This is a genomic window from Pantoea sp. EABMAA-21 (genome assembly GCF_030053335.1).
GTDB lineage: Bacteria > Pseudomonadota > Gammaproteobacteria > Enterobacterales > Enterobacteriaceae > Pantoea > Pantoea communis.
Genome location: NZ_JASGBX010000002.1, coordinates 28,996 through 49,102 on the forward strand (window position 1 = coordinate 28,996; position 20,107 = coordinate 49,102).

At 40.1% G+C, this 20,107-nt stretch carries 24 protein-coding genes; 8 read left to right on the top strand and 16 right to left on the bottom strand.

The window, feature by feature from the left end; genetic code table 11:
• Positions 1 to 37 precede the first annotated feature (37 nt).
• On the bottom strand, positions 38 to 694 hold the full coding sequence (locus tag QMZ65_RS03585; protein ID WP_034825520.1) for an epoxyqueuosine reductase QueH: 657 nt from the start codon (positions 692 to 694) through the stop codon (positions 38 to 40).
• 116 nt (positions 695 to 810) lie between these two features.
• Positions 811 to 1,167 carry a KPN_00521 family repetitive protein gene (locus QMZ65_RS03590; protein ID WP_038645311.1) on the bottom strand — a complete coding sequence of 119 codons (357 nt, stop codon included), beginning with the start codon at positions 1,165 to 1,167 and terminating at the stop codon, positions 811 to 813.
• A 288-nt stretch (positions 1,168 to 1,455) separates the two neighbouring features.
• On the opposite strand from QMZ65_RS03590, the gene QMZ65_RS03595 reads away from it, so the two are divergent.
• A complete protein-coding gene (locus QMZ65_RS03595) occupies positions 1,456 to 1,806 on the top strand; it encodes an NIPSNAP family protein (RefSeq protein ID WP_160834643.1) in 351 nt (116 codons plus the stop codon).
• 90 nt (positions 1,807 to 1,896) lie between these two features.
• Here QMZ65_RS03595 and QMZ65_RS03600 read toward each other — a convergent pair whose 3' ends face one another.
• From QMZ65_RS03600 to QMZ65_RS25325, 3 genes are all read right to left on the bottom strand, one after another.
• Complete coding sequence (locus tag QMZ65_RS03600; protein ID WP_160834644.1) at positions 1,897 to 2,751, bottom strand: PA4780 family RIO1-like protein kinase; 855 nt, start codon at positions 2,749 to 2,751, stop codon at positions 1,897 to 1,899.
• A 115-nt stretch (positions 2,752 to 2,866) separates the two neighbouring features.
• Complete coding sequence (locus tag QMZ65_RS03605; RefSeq protein ID WP_283215435.1) at positions 2,867 to 3,163, bottom strand: contact-dependent growth inhibition system immunity protein; 297 nt, start codon at positions 3,161 to 3,163, stop codon at positions 2,867 to 2,869.
• 8 nt (positions 3,164 to 3,171) lie between these two features.
• Positions 3,172 to 3,477: an RNase A-like domain-containing protein gene (locus QMZ65_RS25325; RefSeq protein ID WP_502921517.1), complete on the bottom strand. Its 306-nt coding sequence runs from the start codon at positions 3,475 to 3,477 to the stop codon at positions 3,172 to 3,174.
• A gap of 1,412 nt (positions 3,478 to 4,889) precedes the next feature.
• Between QMZ65_RS25325 and QMZ65_RS03610 the strand changes: the two genes are divergently transcribed.
• The 5 genes from QMZ65_RS03610 (at position 4,890) to QMZ65_RS03630 (ending at position 10,393) form a co-directional block, all read left to right on the top strand.
• Positions 4,890 to 6,107, top strand: a complete 1,218-nt coding sequence (locus QMZ65_RS03610) for a tyrosine-type recombinase/integrase (RefSeq protein WP_283215436.1) — start codon at positions 4,890 to 4,892, stop codon at positions 6,105 to 6,107.
• Positions 6,100 to 7,620: a site-specific integrase gene (locus QMZ65_RS03615; protein ID WP_283215437.1), complete on the top strand. Its 1,521-nt coding sequence runs from the start codon at positions 6,100 to 6,102 to the stop codon at positions 7,618 to 7,620. The genes QMZ65_RS03610 and QMZ65_RS03615 overlap by 8 nt, the downstream gene beginning before the upstream one ends.
• Entirely contained in the window at positions 7,613 to 9,445 is a 1,833-nt protein-coding gene (locus tag QMZ65_RS03620; protein ID WP_283215438.1) for a hypothetical protein, read from the top strand. Before QMZ65_RS03615 ends, QMZ65_RS03620 begins: the two co-directional genes overlap by 8 nt.
• Before the next feature lie 13 nt (positions 9,446 to 9,458).
• Positions 9,459 to 9,878: a hypothetical protein gene (locus tag QMZ65_RS03625; protein WP_283215439.1), complete on the top strand. Its 420-nt coding sequence runs from the start codon at positions 9,459 to 9,461 to the stop codon at positions 9,876 to 9,878.
• A gap of 95 nt (positions 9,879 to 9,973) precedes the next feature.
• Positions 9,974 to 10,393 (top strand): hypothetical protein, encoded by a 420-nt coding sequence (locus tag QMZ65_RS03630; protein ID WP_283215440.1) that lies wholly within the window; start codon positions 9,974 to 9,976, stop codon positions 10,391 to 10,393.
• 281 nt (positions 10,394 to 10,674) lie between these two features.
• On the opposite strand, the gene QMZ65_RS03635 is transcribed toward QMZ65_RS03630, so the two are convergent.
• The 3 genes from QMZ65_RS03635 to QMZ65_RS03645 form a co-directional block, all read right to left on the bottom strand.
• Positions 10,675 to 11,316 carry a HEPN domain-containing protein gene (locus QMZ65_RS03635; RefSeq protein WP_283215441.1) on the bottom strand — a complete coding sequence of 214 codons (642 nt, stop codon included), beginning with the start codon at positions 11,314 to 11,316 and terminating at the stop codon, positions 10,675 to 10,677.
• A gap of 83 nt (positions 11,317 to 11,399) precedes the next feature.
• The gene (locus QMZ65_RS03640) at positions 11,400 to 12,818 is read right to left on the bottom strand and encodes a hypothetical protein (protein WP_283215442.1); all 1,419 of its coding nucleotides are present in this window, start codon (positions 12,816 to 12,818) and stop codon (positions 11,400 to 11,402) included.
• Positions 12,819 to 12,942: 124 nt separating this feature from the next.
• Positions 12,943 to 13,425, bottom strand: a complete 483-nt coding sequence (locus QMZ65_RS03645; protein ID WP_283215443.1) for an Hcp family type VI secretion system effector — start codon at positions 13,423 to 13,425, stop codon at positions 12,943 to 12,945.
• An 82-nt stretch (positions 13,426 to 13,507) separates the two neighbouring features.
• On the opposite strand from QMZ65_RS03645, the gene QMZ65_RS03650 reads away from it, so the two are divergent.
• The gene (locus tag QMZ65_RS03650) at positions 13,508 to 14,296 is read left to right on the top strand and encodes a DUF4225 domain-containing protein (protein WP_283215444.1); all 789 of its coding nucleotides are present in this window, start codon (positions 13,508 to 13,510) and stop codon (positions 14,294 to 14,296) included.
• A gap of 1 nt (position 14,297) precedes the next feature.
• Here QMZ65_RS03650 and QMZ65_RS03655 read toward each other — a convergent pair whose 3' ends face one another.
• Positions 14,298 to 14,612, bottom strand: a complete 315-nt coding sequence (locus QMZ65_RS03655; RefSeq protein WP_283215445.1) for a hypothetical protein — start codon at positions 14,610 to 14,612, stop codon at positions 14,298 to 14,300.
• A 93-nt stretch (positions 14,613 to 14,705) separates the two neighbouring features.
• Between QMZ65_RS03655 and QMZ65_RS03660 the strand changes: the two genes are divergently transcribed.
• Entirely contained in the window at positions 14,706 to 15,536 is an 831-nt protein-coding gene (locus QMZ65_RS03660; RefSeq protein ID WP_283215446.1) for a serine protease, read from the top strand.
• Positions 15,537 to 15,658: 122 nt separating this feature from the next.
• Here the strand turns inward: QMZ65_RS03660 and QMZ65_RS03665 are convergent, their stop codons facing one another.
• From QMZ65_RS03665 to QMZ65_RS03695, 7 genes are all read right to left on the bottom strand, one after another.
• Positions 15,659 to 15,949, bottom strand: a complete 291-nt coding sequence (locus tag QMZ65_RS03665) for a hypothetical protein (RefSeq protein WP_283215447.1) — start codon at positions 15,947 to 15,949, stop codon at positions 15,659 to 15,661.
• 115 nt (positions 15,950 to 16,064) lie between these two features.
• Positions 16,065 to 16,445: an SEN1984 family lipoprotein gene (locus QMZ65_RS03670; protein WP_283215448.1), complete on the bottom strand. Its 381-nt coding sequence runs from the start codon at positions 16,443 to 16,445 to the stop codon at positions 16,065 to 16,067.
• A gap of 3 nt (positions 16,446 to 16,448) precedes the next feature.
• Positions 16,449 to 17,033, bottom strand: coding sequence for a DUF4755 domain-containing protein (locus QMZ65_RS03675; RefSeq protein ID WP_283215449.1), 585 nt, complete (start codon positions 17,031 to 17,033; stop codon positions 16,449 to 16,451).
• A 243-nt stretch (positions 17,034 to 17,276) separates the two neighbouring features.
• Entirely contained in the window at positions 17,277 to 18,509 is a 1,233-nt protein-coding gene (locus tag QMZ65_RS03680; protein WP_283215450.1) for a relaxase/mobilization nuclease domain-containing protein, read from the bottom strand.
• Positions 18,487 to 18,873, bottom strand: a complete 387-nt coding sequence (locus QMZ65_RS03685) for a hypothetical protein (RefSeq protein ID WP_283215451.1) — start codon at positions 18,871 to 18,873, stop codon at positions 18,487 to 18,489. Before QMZ65_RS03685 ends, QMZ65_RS03680 begins: the two co-directional genes overlap by 23 nt.
• A 170-nt stretch (positions 18,874 to 19,043) precedes the next feature.
• Positions 19,044 to 19,340, bottom strand: coding sequence for a hypothetical protein (locus tag QMZ65_RS03690; protein ID WP_283215452.1), 297 nt, complete (start codon positions 19,338 to 19,340; stop codon positions 19,044 to 19,046).
• 64 nt (positions 19,341 to 19,404) lie between these two features.
• Entirely contained in the window at positions 19,405 to 19,866 is a 462-nt protein-coding gene (locus QMZ65_RS03695; RefSeq protein ID WP_283215453.1) for a hypothetical protein, read from the bottom strand.
• Positions 19,867 to 20,107 lie beyond the last annotated feature (241 nt).

A 20,107-nucleotide genomic window follows, 5' to 3' on the forward strand; every position in this document is an offset into this window, starting at 1 on the left:
GTAAGCGCCTGCTAACCGATGCCAGCAGGCTAATTGTTTATTCGTCGGGCTGGTAGTACTGCACACCAATTTCAATGCGTTCGCGCCCGCTGGCCACGCGATGGCGATTGCTGTCGCGTAGCGAGTAGATGCAGCCGCAGTACTCCTGCTGATAGAAACGCTCGCGCTTGCTGATCTCGATCATGCGTGATGATCCACCGCCTTTACGCCAGTTAAACTCCCAATACAGCATGTCAGGATAGTGCGCTGCTGCACGCACACCGCAGTCATTAATCTGCTTCATGTCCTTCCAGCGCGAAATACCCAGCGAACTGGTGATCACCGGGAAGCCATTTTCATGTGCATACAGCGCAGTACGTTCAAAGCGCATGTCGAAACACATGGTGCAGCGTACGCCACGCTCCGGTTCCCACTCCATGCCGCGCGCCCGATCAAACCAGTTATCTTTATCGTAATCGGCATCCACGAAAGGCACACCGAACTGCTCAGCAAAGCGGATATTTTCTTCTTTGCGCAGCTCGTACTCTTTCAGCGGATGAATGTTTGGGTTGTAAAAGAAGATGGTGTAATCGATTCCGGAAGCCAGCATCGCTTCCATCACCTCACCCGAGCAGGGTGCGCAGCAGGAGTGCAACAGCACTTTGTTGTGACCGTTGGGTAAAGGCAAGGGCTGGCGTTTGAAGGTGTCAGACATAAGAAAAAAGGTTAATGAGTGTTGAGCGAAGTGTAAGTCGATATCGAGCCGGACGCAAAGCGGCAAAAACGAAAAAAGGCCGCAATCGCGGCCTTTCGGGATTCTGTCAGAAGAACTTATTCAGTCACTTTCTTCTTCAGATCGCTGGCACCTTCTTTGGTTTTGTTCCAGCCTTTAGTCGCACCTTCTTTGGTAGCATCCCACCCTTTTTCAGTGCCTTCTTTGGTTTTGTTCCAGCCTTTCTGTGCGCCTTCGCTCACTTTGCTGCTGGTGCTGTCGCTCTTACCTTCAACAGCATGCTTGGCTTTCAGCTTCTGCTCTTCGCCCTGATGCTGCGCCTGATGCAGCTTCTCTTTGGCGGTGTTTGCGCCCGCTTGTGCGTTCGCGACGGTGTCGTCAGTTGCATGTGTGGTAGCGGCAAAAGCCGAAGAAGCCAGCAGCAGGGCAGATACAGCAATAATTGTCTTTTTCATGAATATTCCCTCATCAATCGCTCTATGAGTTATGAGCGTAGTTAACAATGGCACGCTCAGCCAGAATTGGCTCCAGGAATAACCTTAATTGAATCATCGAGTTTGGATGGTGCGAGAAATGAGCATTTTAAGCCATGCTGCTATGTGCTCAGCCTGAAGGCACTTCAGGCAAGCCGATGAAAGTTGTGAGTCGCCTCAGCTTTAGTGGATCTGACACTGTATCTTTTTCTGGTAAAGGGTAATTTTAGTGCCGCCATAACCACAAAAAAAATGTCTTAAGGATGAGAGATGAAAAGTAGAGTTGTTGAAATCCTGCAATATCGGTTGAAAACAGATACAGGCAGAACCTTCCATCGAATCATGCGAGATATCAGTGTTCCTCTGCACGTCGAGCAGGGAATTGATGTCGTCGCTTACGGTTGTTCTCTCCATGATGCTGATAGCTATTTTCTTCTTCGAGCATTTGAAAATGAAGAGGAAATGCACGATGTTCTGGAAGCATTTTATGCCAGCGAGGCGTGGCGTTCAGGGCCGAGAGAAGCCATCATTGAACGTATTGAGGTGAGTCTTAAATCTGTGCTGCTGCTTTCACCCAGCGCCATTGATGAGATGAGAAACAGCTTTTTAGCCTGGCAATGAGAGTGACGGGCTGCACATGTATCTGTTTAGCAGATGAAATTTGAAGAGTGGTTTTACTATAACTTGAAGCCAGCGAATCAGGCTGGCTGACTATTCTTCATCCCGCTCTTTAGCCGCTCGCTGGCGATCGTAATACTCATCTTCCGCAGAAATGATTTCATCCAGCAGGGAGTCCATATCCACATCATGAACTTCTTCTACAAAGAGGCCGGTTAAAGCAGTTTCAGGCGTTAACTTGCCATCTTCAAACAGCTGCCAGATTTCCTTCGCATAACGCGTTTCTAAAATCTGCGGGGCAAACTGACCGTAATATTCGGTGATGTTATTCACATCGCGCTCAAACATTGATTCGGCGTGGTTGTTTGCTGAAGCATCCACCGCTTGAGGCAGGTCGATGATCACTGGGCCATGCTCATCTTGCAAAACGTTAAACTCTGACAGATCGCCATGCACAATGCCGGCACACAACATGCGTACGATATTGCGAATCATGGTGGCGAAATCAGTCAGAGCTTCCTCTTGCGACAAAATCACATCGCTCAGACGTGGTGCTACTGCGCCATCTGCATCAGTGACCAGCTCCATCAACAGTACACCGTCGAGGCACATATAGGGTTCAGGCACGCGAACGCCGGCTTTGGCCAGGCGGAACAGCGCATCGACTTCTGCAGTATGCCAGACTTCCTCTTGCTGCTTGCGTCCGAATTTGGAGCCTTTTTGCATTGCACGCGCACTGCGGGAGTTGCGAACTTTGCGCCCCTCCTGATATTGCACGGCCTGCTTAAAGCTACGCTGAGAAGCTTCTTTGTAGACTTTAGCGCACTGGACTTTGCCGCCGCACATGACAGTGTAAACGTCAGCTTCTTTGCCGCTTTTCAAGCGCTGAAGCACGTTATCAATCAGGCCGTCATCGACCAGCGGTTGGATTCGGTTTGGAATTTTCATGCGGCTTTATACCGCATTTCAGGGGACTCACGCATTAAGAACATGGGGCATAACAGAAGAAAAGCCAGACGCATGGCATTATGAGTAGGGGATGGGTTCAGTATCACCCTACCTCTCATTTCTCTAGCGAGATTTGACGTACTGTTTTTAGGAATTCGCGTGCGGTGGTATCCCAAAGCTCAGGTGAGAAATCAAACTCATAGCGTCGCTTGAACTCCTCCTCTACGCCATCATCATAGGCGGAGATAAAATCATCGACTTCTTCGACGAGATCTTTGAGCATCCAATCTGGGGCTGTTTTTTTGAAGAGCCTGACTATGCCTTCAACTGTGTTTTCACCATCATTAATGATGTCGGCGTCCTGGTTGAAATAACCAAAAATCAGTTGATCAAGAAAATGGAAATTTTGCATTTTGCACCTTAAAGAGACGGGAACGCGGTAAGAATGTAGTAGGGTTTTCCATTAAATTGTTGAAATTCAATGACCACTCTCACATTTGTCATGGCTATCCGCTGGCTGTCTCCTCGTTTGAAGCCGTAGCCAATAGTTTTCCCTGCTGCATTACGAATAGTTAGTCTGACACCTTTCTTGCCACCTGAGAGAACAGACTTTATGACGGCTATATTAGCAAAAAGCGCTCTCGATATTGCTTCCTCAGCAATCTGCAGATTAGTAAAGGTGGTAGAGAACGTTAAACGCTTATTGGTTTCAAAACGGGATAACAACTCTGCATCGCTTTTGCCAACGTGTGTGGAAAGCGTATGCCCTCCGGGTTTTAAGCCCCGTCATCGATTCATGCTCAATCAGTTTGATGCGACCCGCTCTCACCGATGCTAACCGGGTTGCACTAATACTAAATGCAAATCCTGGTGGAACAGCGATGTCGACAGTCAGGCCGATTTTTATCGCAGTTTCGTCATCCGCGCCAAAGGATTTTGCCATTGCCTCAGCTGCTTTGTACGTTGCCGTTCGGGTATTTCTGCCCACAATAATCTGATTAGCAGCAGCATGAATACTGGGCACAAAAAAGCCCGCAAGGCTTGCGCCGTGCGGGCTTTCAGGACTTCAGCGGACGGCTCTGGAACCGCCGCGAAAGGATTTTGGTGCTGGCGTCTCTGTAGATACAAATATACTTTTCTGATCTTGCTAGTTTTCTTCATAACTACAATTTGTAGCTGGGCCAAAGCCGGGCCCAAAGTGAAGAAATCAGGGGTTCATAACAGTAGTTTTTTGACTAAATTTATCAAATTATGATTCTTTGAAGTTGCATAATTGAAATCCTTTCATGATTTAAAGGCTATTAATGTCCCTAAATGTGTAAGTTATAGACGCTCTTGCAGGCCGCTCCCTCCTCTAATGCAGTTAATATTTAATCCTAGTTTGTTTTTTTCACTGTTGATTCTTTCAGCAAAGTGTTCACTTCTAAGATTTTCTACACGATCACGAAAAAAGCTAAAGTCATTTGGCTGATTGTCATGACTTTTATCTGAGTTGTAGCCAAAACCATAATTAATGAGTTGAGAAATTGAATGCGATTCGTCAAATTCGTTATTGATTTTATAATCGCAAAGATATTGGAAAAATCCAAGAACTCCCTTGCAGATAACTTCAAAAGATAACGGTCATAAAACTGAAAGGAAGTAAGTGTACTAACTTCATTTAAAATATCATTTTCATGCTCAGGAAAGTAAACCCACATATTATCTATGTTGTTTTTTATATCGATCATTGGTTGCCCTTCTTAAATAACCAATAAGTAGCTTATTTTAAAATAAAGTCAACTATTGACAAGGTTAAATATTATGATATTTAAAATACATGCCGCTTGATAAGCGATAATGAAGTTGGAAAGGATTTTGATTATAACAGGTGTTAATTTTGCAAAATACTTTACGTATATAATGCAAAGTCAGTTATACCAAGCTATGCAGAGGGTTTTTAAGGTATCAGGTAAATAGAAAAGTCCTATTATATACCTAATGCATATTTGCAAAGAAAAATTTAGATCCATCCTTTATTGACAACTATTAAGCGATATATTAATAAAATAATTCTGCAAAATATGCATAGGCTATTGTTTTTGAATATTTAACCTATACGTGGTTTGCAAAATATTAAACATAAATAAGGAGGAATTATGGAAAGATATGGTATCAAAACATTTAAAATGAAGGGTGGGGAACGTTATTGCATAATAAAAAACAAGAAAATAGGCATCCCGGTATTTTATCCGTGTTTATTTATTACAACACAACTGAGAAACAGTGATAATTCAATAAAAACAATTGAGACTCAGGCAGGGTGTATCGCACTTTTTTATCGGTTTCTTTTTATACGTAATATAGACATTGAAGAGAGAATTCAAACGGCCAGATTCCTGGATAACAATGAAATCGACCTTCTGAGGGATTTTGTCGGGAAAAGAATGAGAACTGCGAAAGTAATTAATATTAAAGAACATCAACCTGGAGTATGCAGTGCGACAAAGTACATACGGCTTACGACAATAGCAAAATATCTTGAATGGTTGTGTCTGCTAACTATTAAAAATATTGATGATGGCTACAGGAAAATTACCTATTTCGTGGGAAAAATAAAAGCCAGAAGGCCGAAGATAAAATACAGGAATTCAGAAGGGAATATCTATAAAACAATCGAAGAAGAAGACATGGATATACTTCTTTCATTTATTGAACCTCAATGTGAATTCAATCCATTCAACAAAAAAGTTCGTCAGAGAAATCAGCTTATAGTCATGATATTACATTCATTAGGGATAAGGTGTGGCGAGTTATTGAACCTGAGAGTAGAAGATATTGATTTTTCAGCGCAAATGCTTTTCATAAGAAGGAGGGCTGACAGTATTGAGGACATAAGAGTCAATCAGCCCCTCGTAAAAACGCTTGAAAGAGATTTACCCATGTCTGACGAACTTACCAGACTTCTCCATTCATATATTACGGGAGAAAGAAAAGCCAACATCAGAAAGAAAAAGCATGGATATCTTTTCATTACTCACAAAGAAGGAGAGACACGTGGCGATCCTCTGTCCGTTCCTGCATACCATAAGATCATTTATAGACTGAGAGGCATTGACTCAGGTTTAAGCAAGTTGACTGGACATAAGTTCAGGCACACCTGGAACTATCTGTTTTCAAAACTAATGGATGAAAGCACCGAGCATGTGAGTGAAGAGATGCAAGAGAAAATGCGTTCCAATCATATGGGTTGGGAGCCGGGTTCTGGAACAGCACAAACTTATAACAGACGATTTGTCGTTTCAAAATCAGTGGAAGCAGCCCTTGCAATTCAGAAAGGTATTTTCCAAAAGCGCAGCGGGGTGTCTTATGAATAAATTAAAGTTTATGAACGCGCATCAAGATATTTTTCATGCAAAAAACGATGGTTACACATTCGGATTGGATGATGAATTCTGGGAGTTGAGTAGAAATATAAAGTTGAATGTGGGTGAGGTCACTGAAAAGTTGTCAGATAACCTCAGGTACGGTTACGTGAATACACTGAAATATTTCGCAGAAGAAATCAGCCCCGGTTCTGTAAAGGAAATTAACAGAGTTTTTTTTAAACTAATTTCAGTTATGAGTTTTGATTCATTTGACGAAGCCGTAATGTTAACAACAAAATCAAATGATAAGTTCTCAAACCAGGATCTCAGTTGTCTAAGGATTCTAATTAAAAAATGGTATGAGTTAGGTTTTAAGGGGGTTACCAAAAGCTGTGTTGACCTTGTTGATAACTGGACGATTAAAGATAATAAAAAAGGGGAGGTTGTTAAAAGACGAGACCCACATCAGGGACCTCTGACAGATATGGAGTTTGATAACTTTTATGATGCTGTCTCACGTGCATACCATAAGGGTACGATATCCTATTCTGATCTGGCAATGGCTTTAATCATTATTCACACAGGCAGAAGAAGTTTACAGATCACACAGATAAAAACGAAAGATATCATAAAAGAAAGAACCATAAATGAATGTTATATTGATATCCCCAGAATAAAACAGGGCGAAAAGTACAGAGCCTCATTCAGGCGATTTAGAATTACAGGGGAATTATTTAATATTTTTAAAGAGCAGTCGCGTCTTGTCTCTGAGAATTTTAGCAAGCAGCTTGGCAGAAAACTCTCAGATAAAGAGATATTAGAATTACCATTGTTTTTCTGTCAAGAAAGACTTGAAGGGGTTGTTGATTGTGAGAATTTACATGCGATTCTGTCTTCAGACAGGCTACATGCTTATGCGGTAAAGTGTACCCAAACGCTCAAAAGAATCGCCATAACAGAGAACGTGGTTTCGGAAAGGACGGGTAAAGTAATAAACATGAATGCCAGGCGGTTTCGCTACACGTTAGGTACACGGCTTGCAAGAGAAGGTTACGGAGAGGTGGTAATAGGAGAATTACTTGATCACTCTACCTTAATGTATACAGGTGTTTATGTGCAGTCAGGTCCAGAAAGTTTAATTAAAATCGAAGAAGCCGTTTCTGTTGAGCTCGGATATTACGCGAAAATGTTCCAGGGGGAGCTGATTAATAAAAGTGAGGATAAATATCCCGGTGGCAACATCAGAATTAATACAGGTGAAAAGTCAGGGCAATGCGCCAGTTGCAAATCCTGCACAGCGTGTGTTCCCATACCCTGTTATACCTGCATGCATTTCAGACCTTTTGTTGAAGGGCCGCATGAGAAACTACTCGAATACTTACTTGATGAGCGTCGCAGGATTCAGTGCATAGTGGATGATCCTGCGACTACGCAAATACTGGACAGAACAATTATTGCTGTATCAGAGGTAATAAAAAAGTGCAAAGAATTTAAATCAAACCCGGAGGTGTTAAATGGATAATATCGAAAATGAAAAGGTGAGCGTGCTTGAAACACGCAGGGAAAAATATTGCGCAAAAAATATTAATGATTTTGAGAGCTACTGTCGATTTACTCTCAATAAAAACGACCTAGTGAACTGGGAGGAAGTCAATTGGCCAAATGTTTTCCTTTTTACTAAAACGCCTGCCAAAGGCGTTAAAAAAAGCTCTGTTATTGTAAATGAGCCATTAGACACGAATTTTATTGAGTTCGCTAAAAGCTATGTCCTTTACCACTATATGAATGGGGGCAAGAAAATTAATCAGCGTCTTAATATCGTCTTCAGAACACTTGAGGCAGCCCTTCTGCAGGTCAATGGGCGAAGTCATGTTCAGTACGTTAATTTTACTGTTATGAACCAGTGCGTTATCACCTTAAAAAGCACATACACCAAAGCAGTAGCACACGCTTGCGGCAAAGTCCTTGAAGGACTGGTTTCATTTCTCAGAGAAAAAGAATTCCTGGTCACGCAGTCTCTGCTCTGGAAGAGTCCACTTAAAGCGCAGGAAGCAAGTAACAGGCTTACTAAAACTGCAGAAGAGGCCCGTGAGGCAAAGTTACCTGACGAAGAGTCATTAAATGCCATAGCAGAAATTTTCGCACTTCCAAAGGACCAGCTTTCAGAAGTGGATTTGTTCATAAGCTCCGTTTTTGCGTTACTTATGTGTGCACCTTCCAGAGTAACCGAAATTCTGACGCTTCCTGCAGATTGTGAAATCCGTGAGGCGGACAGAGAAGGGAAGCTGAGGTATGGGTTAAGATTTTATTCCGAAAAAGGCTTTGGTGGAAATGTGAAATGGATCCCAGAAGTCATGGTTCCGGTTGCTGAATTGGCGATAAAAAATCTGATTGGGCTTTCAGAAGGATCCCGAGCCTATGCCAGAGAGATTGAACTTACTGGTGAGGATATCGAAAATTATCCAGACTTCCCCTGGTACGATAAAGAAAAGAACATACGTTACAGCAATGCACTATGCCTGCTGTTCCGGTATCAACTCAGCAGTAGTATTAAAACACAAAGAAGTCTTTTCAGACCAACTGCCACACTTGTCAGCGTCAATCTGGGAAGCACTGAGTATCGCAGAGCGCACTCCATTTCTACGATTTTTGACAGGCACGGCTACAGAGGGTCAAAGGGGAACAACCTTTCACTCAGAAGTCATCAGGCAAGACACTTACTCAATACGATTGCACAAGGCGGTGGGCTAGGAGATTTTGAACTGGCTAAGTGGTCAGGACGAGTGAGGGAAACACAGAACAGAACCTATAACCACGTCAGCCAGGAAAAGAAGATCCAGGAGGCAATAAAGCATGGTGTGCAAAATATTGGCATTAAACCAGAAAAAACTATCCCTCGAGCAATAGCAAACCCTGAATGGCGTATTGATGTTAAAGATATAGGCCACGCAGCCATTCACGTGACAGAGTTCGGCTACTGCACTCATGACTACGTAATCTCTCCGTGTACGAAGTTCAGGGACTGTATCAATTGCAGCGATCATATATGTGTCAAAGGGGACAAAGCCTCGCTGGGCAGGTTAGAGGCCAAGGCGGCAGACACGGAGCAGCTTCTGGAGAAGGCAAAAATCGATATGGAGGCAGAAGAATACGGTGCTGAAAAATGGTTTGTCTTTCATGAAAAAATACAAACAAGACTTCAGGATTTGATTGCATTGCTCACAAGCAAAAATCTTGAGGACGGGGCATTGGTAAGAATGAATGGCGACGATTTTACGCATATGAAAAATCTTACCTCAGTAAGCAGTACTGAAGAAATCGAAAACAAAAGGGAAAAACAAAATTAATAAGGAGAACCAAATGGCTAAACATTTAGACAGTAAGGATATCAATACAATTAAGAACCTTATAGCAGGCTGGGATTGTGAGAAGTCAGGAAAGCTTTCATGGGAATATCTTTGTGATAAGCTTGAACCACTGATTGGAAAGCGACCGACCCGTCAATCACTGGGGCTTCACAAAGATATCGTCATGGCGTTCAATCTCAAGAAGAAAAAAATCAAGTCAGGGGTTGATGAGGTTAAACGACCTGCTAATTTGAAGATTGCCTCGCAGCGTATCAGTAATCTTGAATCTAGAAATAAGCTTTTAAGCGAAGAGCTCAGAAACTTAGAAGAGATGTTTGTTGTATGGCAATTCAATGCTATGAACTATGGAATTAGTTTTGAGCAACTTAATGCTGAATTGCCAGAAATAGACAGGGAAACAAATGCTGAGTAATTATTTAATTGCGCAGATGTTGCACAATTTATTTTATATGTTATATTGTATATACAACCAAGGAATGGTTGTTCGATTTTGCAAGGATGCAATCTATGAAAATAAAGGACGTTCTTTCAAAGGAAGAAAAGCTACTTCTGCTTTTGCAGATGTTCATTGAAAGATTAAAAAAATCGGGTTTCCCACATAGCAAGATAGTTCGATACATCTGGTTATTCTGTGTTGGTTACTACCTAAAGTATTATCTTCCTCAATCTAAAACAGAGTTGATAGATCGCTTCACGATCATATCAATGCTCTCGAATGCTTTAAAATTGAGCACTCCCCGAGTTATCGTAAAGCTGGGTTATGAGCATGAGATTACTTTTTTCTTTCGCGCTTTAATCCACTATGTTATTGATAATGAAGAAGAGGCAGAAAATATTTATCGTGAGGAAAGGGTTAAGTATGAGAAAGCTGTACTCCTGAATCAGGTTGTTGCTGTCAGAAGAAAGAGAAAGAAAAGGAGGATTTGAAAATTAAAGAACATATCTTATTATAATAGTTTAAATTAAATACCTACTGCGAAATACGGGGTTAATATATTTCACAGCGTTAGATAAGGCATGAGATTTTTTTAAGGGAGGTCGGGTTTTTAACTCATTAGCAATGAGATTATAACTCATTTTAAATTAACTAAGATTTCGAGGGGCGAGCTAGGTATGATAGAGCCATTCTTTTTAGGCAATTGATAGGAGGCTAGGGGAAAAAATCAAGATCGAACAAATACCCTCTAATATCATAGAGGGTCCAATAATTAATTTGTTTTCTTGGTAACAACTTTTGTATATTCCATAATTTTTACAGCTAAACATAGTAAATCATGTAATGTTACACTGTATTTTTCAGATAAAATAAATATTTCTTCTGCTTTTGATTCAGAGCCATATCCGGGATCCGGATAACGTCCAGCCCAATATATATAATGGGTCAAAAGTTCTAATATTACGGTCTCTTTCTTAGTTAGGTCTGGAACAAAGGTTGCCAGTTTGTGTAATCGGTGATGACGATGATTTTTTTCTTCTTTAACATAAGCGTCAACCCCCTTTTCAATAATCATCATAGCCTTTAAGCAAATTTCGAGACTGTAACCGACAAGCATTAATCCGGTAGATCTAAACTGGCCGTCACAAATACCCTTCAAATTATCAGGCATTTTAGAAAAACTTGGTTCACTTTTTAACACCAAAACTGCTGCTTGCGATAATGCCTCTGCTTGCGTCATCCATAAAACTGGATTTTTTAGTTCTTCAGTAGTTGCGGGTTTATCTAACTCTAAATGGTCAAACCCTGCTTGAGATGCGATGATTCCCCATCGTATTCTTCCCAAGGCACTATAACTAAATGGATCTTCACTAAAAGTTATTAAATTAGGTTTGATGTATTTTTCAATACTCATAATGCAAAGTACCCTCATGTTAATTCTGAGAATTCAAATATCATTAAAAAAGTCTAGACAATAAAAAAATTCATTTTAATTTTTTAGCTATAGTTTGAAATAAGTTGAATATATCTTGTTTCTTTTCCAAGATTAGGGAGTTGCTGTTCGTTCACTGCACTTATTGCTTCAAGTGCCTGAAGAGTAATTTGATTAGTTGTTCGCTTTTGGAAATAAGATGACAATGTTCGATAGCCCCTTTGGCAAGATGATAAGCTAATTCTGGAAGAAAATTCTCGGTCATTAAGTAAAGAAACAAACTCTTTGATTTCCGGCTCGCCAAATTTATTAAGCATGTGATCATAAAATGGCAAAGCCATTTCGGATATGCCATGACCATTTCCTATTCTAGCCATGACAATTGTTTTTACATATTGCTTTCTTATCGGCTCAGGAATTACTCCAGCTTGAGAAATATATGAATCTAACATCTTTGCATGAGAAGGTTCATTATGGAAATTATTAAATCCGATATGAGCACTATAGAGATTGTTAACTTTTTCTGAAATTTCAAGCGCTAATGTATCATGAGGCAAATATGGTAAACCGTTAACAGTAGCCAAAAACTCGTTTGCTGCGGCTTTCCTATCAATCTCTCCATTAGCAGCATAAATAGAATATTTCAAACCACATTCATACTTGGAGTCTTCAGGTGCCATAATCCACGCTTTGGCACAAACCATACGGATATTAGCTTTAACTTGAGCAGCTGCTCCTTGAGTTGTATACATACCGAATAAGGTTCTTAGCAAAGATTTAGCAATATCAGAAGGTAAATGTTCTAAACCGGCATTTATATGCTGTGCGTCTTGAGCTGTCAATGTGTTATTGCGTATATTGTTTAAGAATCTTTTGACTTCTATAGCTGACCCTTCTGGTTCTTTAGCTATAACTTCTTTAATGCATGTTTCTAACCAAGCGATTAATTGAAATCCAGTAAGATCGTTTTGATTTGGGTGAGCCGCACTGGCCCAGTTTCTCATATCACGGATATAATCAAGATGCTTATATCCAATATCTGAAAGTATACCTGTTAGATGACACCCCCTTACTAGTTCCCATTCATCCAGTTTAACCAAATCATCTTCATCCTTTATTTTCTTGCGTCTATTTTCATCAGTGATAACACTATCGTAAAAGTATTCCATATCAAATCGTATCACCTTCTTTCTGAGGTTTAATACAGTCTCATCCCAAATAAAGTTCAAAGCTGCGTCAAAAAGCCCTGCTCCACAAGCTGCTATAAATTTCGAAAGATATATTGATGTCGTTCTTTGTTCTGGATCCACTAGTGTAATTACAGCGGGTAAGTTTTGAATCACTTTAGTTCTTTCACTGACTTCAACCAACACTTGTTGAGTTGGTAATCCCAGCTCTCCAAGATAGGTGGTAAGGCCATTTGTGAATTGATCTACTCCGTTACTTATAACATTCTGAGATGTAACTATAATTTCATGCGCCATTGAATATTCCTTTCATATTTGTAAGCAAAAGATAAATCCTTAAAGCTTTTAGTATTAGATAATCATATAGTGAATCGATATTTTAAATTGCTATTTTCAGGTTAGTCATTTGGTTTGCGGGAGGCTAAATTTCTTTATTTGATTTAATGTCCCACCCAGATTGGCTCTCTGCGCCTTTTCCGCCAGTAGAAGATTGCTCCCAATACTGCGTTTTAACTTTTGAAGCCTGAAACTGGTAGGACAATCCTATAAGGTCGCGATTTGTCGTACCGTGGAATGTTACATTTGTGATTAATACGTCTTCCAGAGTGATACGACAGTACTCGATTTGGCTGCCACCAGCCTTACAGACTGAAAGCTCAACCTTGCTGACATGCTTGCCGTTGGAGACATACCGCATGATTGCAGGGGTAGCTTTGTCTATGAGTGCCTGAACTGAAAGATCGCGGTACTGAACTTTACCTGCACCACCACCTCCACCAAGCGCCATGTTTCCCGGCTGGTTCGCACCCCATGTGAAAGATTCTACGGCAATCCAGCCTTTATGATTACTGTCCTGTGATTCACCCGTAATGCCGTCGATTTTTAAGAAGAGATCTGTACTCATAGCTGGTCCTTTTGCTTTCCCTGAAAAAGGGAATCTGATTAAATAAACTTAATGATACGTATAATGACATAAAGGTACAGCCATGGACTACTGGAAAGCGGACCGATTCAAAGATTACTTTTTAACAATGGCTAATGCTGAGGCTAATCAGTTGCTTAGAGCGTCAAATCATTTTTCTTTGATTCACTTGCTTGATGGTTACAACAGGATTCAGTTTCAGGACGAAGTTAAGATATTTGTTAATGCTCAGATAGATACTATCCGTTCAGGTGCCACAGATGATCAATGCCAGCAATGTATTCAAAATTTGAAAGAAGAACACAGTAATCTTATGAGACAAGATCAGCTTCTTCGAACAGGTCAGGCGGCATTGCATGCTTCAGTACAGTTTGTTCAGCAAGGTGATATCTGGGGATATGTTATCAATGGTGTTGGGGTAGTACTTAGTGGGTTACAGGTAGTGGCTGGGTTTGGAGTCATGGCCGCTTCAGCTGCAACCGGGAATATAATTGGGGTTGGATTTGGTGCGATGCTCACACTTCATGGAGTGAATGGCGTACAGGAGGGCGTAATGAACGTTATTACAGGAAAAAACGACGCCCAGGGATTCTTGAAAGATGGTTACATCGGAGCAGCCAAGTTCTTAGGCTTTGATCAAAAAACAGGAGAAATTGCCTATAGCAGTATGGATCTTGCTCTCTCAGCCTATGGCATGTTCAGGCTGATAAGAAAACCTGAAACATTTCGACTTTTCTACTACGTAAACTCCGACTTCGTTAGAGGTATCAAAGATATGAGCCGCTTTGAATTAGGAGTAGAAATATATAATGACTATTCGGCTCTGAAATCAATATACGATAATAAAAAATAAATTATTTTTTTCTCGAGTATCGAAATGCTTTATAGCCTAACTTCATTGGGGTAAAAATGTAAAATATTGGTGCTATAATCAGCATTGTTATCGAGTAAGAGGCGATTGCGATGTTATCTTTATATATGAATGTGTAAACCCATACGATAGAGAGGATGATTACAAGTATTAAGGCAGCAACAAACCGGATACTAAGCTCTTTAAGCAAAGCTGGATACGTTGACCCACTTTTTTCAGCTTGCATTCTCAAAGCTGCAATATCTTCGGCTCTGAAACCATTCTCAGCAAGTCTCTGTTCAATTTCAAAGATGTTCATATCGTCACCAAAATTGTGAATTTAGACAGATCATAACTCATATAGCTAAGTAGTTACCAGAGAAATCATATAGCTTTTCATAAAGGAAATAAAATGTTAGAAGATTTAAAATTGATTTATCCATACCCTTCAATTATTCACTATTCCCCAACGTGGATCGAGGAAAGCAAATCTACAGAATTAGCTTTAAAGTGGATAAGTTCCTTAGTATCTTTTTTCATAACTCGACCCCATCATAAGCAGGAGGCGTTTTTGATAGGCAGTGGCTTCCTATGCCTGTTAGGTGGTCAAATGCTTTGTATTGTGACTGCCTCTCACGTTATCAAGGAAATGCAAGGCAGTGACTTTTCATTCATATCAATTGATGGAAAGAAATTTAAATTTGAAGGTTTAGAAGTCTTTTTCAACGATGAGCAAGATTACGCTATTATTCCTATCCCTGAAAAAATTATTAATGAGATACAAAGTAGCATTTTCTTCAGAAATGAGAGTAATAATACGAAGTACGAGAAAACCTCGTCCTTTCTGATTATGGGCTATACATCCAAAGGTAATAGTTTACATAAAAAAAGAGCTGAAAAAGGTTTGACTCCATTGAATATAAATTTCCATAATTTCTTGTATGAAAAAGAAACCGAAGATATTTACTTCCATTATATTACTGAAGATAAAGAAAGTAAAATCTGCTTTGAATCGGCTAGCGCTATTAACACAATTTCTTCTCTTGCTGGAATGAGTGGAAGTGTAATTGCACAATTGATAGTAAATAAGGAAAGCGGGGGAGTATATTTAAGAGCTGTTGGCATATTTAAAGAGCACCGGCCTAAGAGAGGTAACTTTTTGGTTGGTTCGACGTTTATCGATTTCGCGGATGAGATTAATTCGTTGTTAGGTAATTCAAAGACTAAAACTAGTTTTTATTGAACAGGTTTTTGATAAAGTGGATAAGTTCAATCTAATGTTAAGAAATGCATGCTGTTCAACATGTGGTGGGTGTTTAACCTTTATTAAACAATTGAGAATGTTTTCTCGTAAATAGGAATGCTTTATTTATATGAAGGTTTCAATGGAACGAAAACATACAAGATTCCAAAACCTATTGAAAACGTAATTGAGTAAGAGAAAAGGCTTTCATGAGTACCATGGCTTAATGTTAAGATAAAGCCTGCGAAAAGTATGAGCAGCAGGATAATAGAAACAACAAATCTTTTTGAAAGTTGAGATAACAACCAAGGGTAGGGGTAGGCTTCTTTCTCAGCATGTTGACGAATCACGGAAATTTCTTTAGGTGTGAACCCTTCCTGTCGTAGAAGTTGTTCGATTTGCAGTTTATTCATATCCATTATCCGTGAAACATGAGAACATTTCAGGATTGTAACCGATAAGCTGTGCTTAACACAAACTAAAAGACCACAGGTTTTAACCCGAGGTCTTAGTAATTAGATGACTCTTTTACAATCCATTATGAACCGAATCACTACTCTCACTGAAAGACCAGTTTTCGACTTTGTCACCTGTAAATGTGATAGTCAGATTTTTACTTTTCATATCAGTTCCGTTCGAGAATAGCCCTACAATTGGAATATAAGACATTGCTGACATATTGGAGTTCATGATTGAGTAAAACCACATGTCCTCATTAGTATCAACGGCGGTCTTACGAGTAGGTTCACCGAACTGCTTTTGAATATCTTGCTTCGTGGTTCGGCCTTTGAAGATCTTTGACGCAATACTTTGCTGCGTCTCATTTTTAATTGATTGATTCCCTGCTGTTGACGCACAACCTGACAAAAGGATAAGAGTTAATAAAGCCCCTGCAACCTTAGCTTTCATTATTTATTCCTTATTAATAGTTTGAGATAAAACTCTTAACCACCGTGTAATCTGCATTTTGACATCGTTAAACCCTGTATCCTGGTGAAACTTGCCTTTCTGCGGGTAAAACTTTACCTGCCACACGGGAAACATGACATCTTTTACTTCAATAAAAAGGCCTGAGTTATTCAGGTTCTGCTGTCTGATAGCGCCGGTGCCAAAGCCGCCGTCATATCCGCCTGAGTCAAGATTGAAATGCCAACTGATCACTGAGCTAAACGGATACGTTTTTTCGTTAGCACCATTCTTGATAGTGATAGTTTGCTGTTTTTCATTAAGCAGTAGCTTCGAGTCGTTGAATTCATGGCTCCAGAATCCGTCATTGCCTTCGTTGAAGTTATCGAAAGTTGAGACGTTATCTTTCTTATGCTTATAGCTAACACCCGCTGTCATGAGTAAGAAAAAAGCGGGTATACACCAGAGAATAAGCATTCCCATGGCGTCAGTGGGTTTTGCCTTGAGGACGATTAAAACGGCCACGCCAATTGTGAACCAGACTCTGATTGAACGGAAGTAAGAGGGTTTTCTCATACTCATGCTGCTCATATTGAATTCCTTTTAAAACCAATAGTGGAAGATAGTCATGTCTGTAACTAGCTGATTGGTCACTGCTTTTATTGGGCATTTTTGAGCAAGCTCAAAACTTAAGCAAATCACTTGTACCGATCGATAGATTTCATTTGATAGGCATAAACTATCATATAACTATTAATTGATCTGTAAAAACGATCAATTATTTTGTGTTTTGAAGCGCTTAGACATGAAAGATGATGTTCTTCAGAGGGTTGGTTAGTGAGGCGTGTATAAGCTTTTTGAAAAGTCTTCAGGTGTTTCGTTTGAAGTTTTGACGTCAGGTTCGGCTGATCTGACCGCATTAATAACGGAAAATGAGGATTTTCTGTGGAGAAACGTTTTATCGGCCTTTTTAAGCAACTTTGCGAATGCTGTGAAGTAGGGAATGCTCAATAGCCATTTTATGACTGCTGTCATGAGATAGTCTTTGTCGCTGGATTGTCCCGGTGCTGTGAGCACAGTGCTGGCAGGCGCATATGCTTCGCAAGTTTTCGCTATTGCTATTCTATGTTCTTGTAGAAGAGTAGGTGCAATAGCTTCTGAATCTAACGAAGCCGGTAGGGACAGCGTAAAATCCTCCTTCGTAGCTTCTGTTACTAAATCAGTCCTCTCGTTACCTCCCATTGCCGAAGCTTTCAAAGCAAAGAGTAAGGGATTGTCACGTTCAGGTTCGTAGCGAAGCTTCTCTTGCAGTGTTGCCCACGAATACGCCTTTCCGAGTTGCGAAGCTTTGAAAGCTATACCTGAGTATTCGAAGGAGAAACCATTCATTCGGCCAGAACTGGCAATATTGGGAACGGGTGTTATACCGTGCTCGCAAAGTGCCTCAACGAAGCTCGGAATGTCATTGTGAGTACGGAGGAGTGTATCAATTGTGTCCTGCAGGAACGTCTTCTGAGCCGGAACCTGCTCGCGCTTCTCTTTCTGTTCCTCACCACGTGATAGCCTCTTACGCCTACTAAAGAGGGAAGGGTCTTGTAAAGGGGAAGGACCCTTGGTTCTGGTCAGGTCATGCGCTAGCTCAAGTTCCTGGATTACTCGTGTACTAATCAGGTTTTCGTTCCTGCCCAGGTAGAGCTTCCCTCCTACCAAGTCGATTCTACTGGCAATGATATGAATGTGCTGACCTGCCTCATCGTCATGTATGACATAGCAGCGCAGGTGTGTATCGCTAAATCCCATGTGATTCATGTAGTCGTCGGCAAACATGACCCACTGCTTCCCTGTGAGGGATTCACCCTGTGGGAGGCGAAGCGAGTTGTGCCATACCGGTTTGACAACGTCAGGGCGAAGTGAAGCAGAAGCGCTGAACTCTGCTATCAACTCAGCCGCTAAGTCTCCCAGCATGTTACCCCCTATGATCGCCGGGGCAGTTTTATGGTGCGTTCCTGGCTTTAATGCATATAGAACAACTCCGGCGAAGCTCTTACCGCGTTTGATCTTCTGCATGCCCTTCATTAGAGGGGATACTCCATAGATCAGCTGTGAGAAGTTGTGAGCGAAGATCACCAATTTGACGCTTCACGGCAAAGATTTCTGTCTTGGTCAAAGGGCTACATGATTGCTTCACGTTGAGGTGATTAACAATCTCGTTTAGCCTGTGGTTTATGTCAGCAAACGTTTTCCATGCGCTTCGGTTGATTTCAGGGACAACAATCGGTTGGTTTTTCATAAAGCACATGCGAAGCCATTCGCCCTTAGCGTGTTGCTTACGCTCTTGATCCAAAATATTTAGCTCTGAGTTATTGAGTCTGACGCTGACGCAATGAATACGTAGATTTTCTGCAAGGGGAGGGCGGTATATATCTCTCATAGAATCTCCATTTCTAAAATAAGCATATTCCTTATGCCTGCTCTATTTATAACCGAAAGATAAATTATGTCAACGATGTGGGTTTTGACTTCCCTTTTTCAACCGAAGGGCAGAAAAAGCAAGGCAACTCAGCTTCGCTGAGTTAGCCCTTGCTTAAAAACTTTACATTTCTATCTATGCGCTGCGTTGTACTCGGTATCAACATTATTACAATCAATTTTAGGCAAGTCAGGGATAGTGTTAAGCATTTCTACAACACGCTTTGCTTGTGACTCACTAACAGAGTACTCTCTTTTCAACACAGAAACTAAATCATTATCATTAATTTTTGGTGATGATTTTTTTTCATTACAAGCTAAAAGTAGAGGGGCTTTATCTACGTCTTTAACAACCAATGTTTCTTTCGCAAAAGAGTAACTCATTGACAGTAAAGAAAAAATAAAAACAATTGCTTGTTTTTTGTACATTTAGCTGATTCCCATTATTGAAAAAGTGAGATTATAAGCTATTACTAAATGCACAAGATATCAATTAATATTTCTTATATTTCATAAGGGAGTTGTAGTCGCTTTCTTTAGAGGGTCTTAATATCTCAATAGCTTCAGTCACACTACCATCTCTCTCAACAACACCACTGATAACATTAAGTTGTTTTTTTAATTTTAATTTATATAAACAAAAGTTTTTGTCCATAATTCCTGAGCAGTCAAAAAGTTTATTTTTTCTGTCACTAATAAGCTGGTTATATTCGCGTTTATCTTTTGTTTTTAAACTATTTAAATAATTAAAGTTCTCTAAAATAGATTTTTCCCTTAATTCATAATAGTATTCCTTTTGCTCGGGGTGTAGCTTATAAATTTCAGCGTAAATGTTCTGAAGGTTACGAGAGCTAATGTTGATCTCATTGTCTGTTGACTCTTTTGTCTCTTTTTGTGAATGTGCATTAAAAGAAAGTGTAAGAACTGCAGCGAATATTAATATTTTTTTATTCATTTTTTCATCCTTTTTTTATAATTATAAATCAATAACTTTAGTCTTGGCGAAAGTCAACTGGGGATGGTTGTTATTTTTTTATTGTTTAAGGATATGTAATTTAAGTTTGCATCTAAAGATAACATGTTGTCACATAAAATTTACGGTTTAATAGATGTTTTATCATTTGATTAATAAAATCATATTGCCATTACGGATGTTGAAATTATTAATTTCAAGAATATGTACGATGGTAAAGGCT